1 protein-coding gene is annotated in these 451 nt (G+C 67.2%); it reads left to right on the forward strand.

What is annotated here, in order from left to right; all coding sequences use genetic code 11:
* Window positions 1-10: 10 nt before the first annotated feature.
* The coding region (locus tag D3D01_RS22860; RefSeq protein WP_147439999.1) for a histidine kinase N-terminal 7TM domain-containing protein at window positions 11-451 on the forward strand (441 nt) is incomplete at its 3' end.

Consider the following 451-nt stretch of genomic DNA (forward strand, 5'->3'; position numbering starts at 1 on the left):
CTACTCTCGTATGTCGTGGACACTCACTGCGATCTCCGCGGTCGGCTTCGTGACTGTCGCCGTCTACGCAGCGGTGGCGACTCTCGGATGGCGCCACAGCGACCTCCGCTGCGGGCCGGAGATCACGGTGCTCCACATTGCGGTCGGGATCTCCGCACTCGCGTACTCGATCCAGTTGGGGTTCGACTCCGTGGCGGCGCAAGCGCTTTGGTGGAAAATCTCCTTCGCCGCCTCGACGGCGGTTCCGGTCCTCTGGCTCATCTTCGTCGCGCAGTACGTCAGCCACTCCCAGTGGGTGACGCCCGGCCGCGTCGGACTCCTCGCCGTCGAACCACTGCTCGTCGCTTTCGCGGTCGCGACGAACGGTTCGCACGGCCTCGTCTGGGCGATCCCACCGGGAGCGACCGCCGTTGCCGGCTCGGGACTCGACGCCGTGTTGGGTCCGCTCTAC

Origin of the sequence: Haloarcula sp. Atlit-7R (genome assembly GCF_003666065.1) — an archaeon.
GTDB lineage: Archaea > Halobacteriota > Halobacteria > Halobacteriales > Haloarculaceae > Haloarcula > Haloarcula taiwanensis.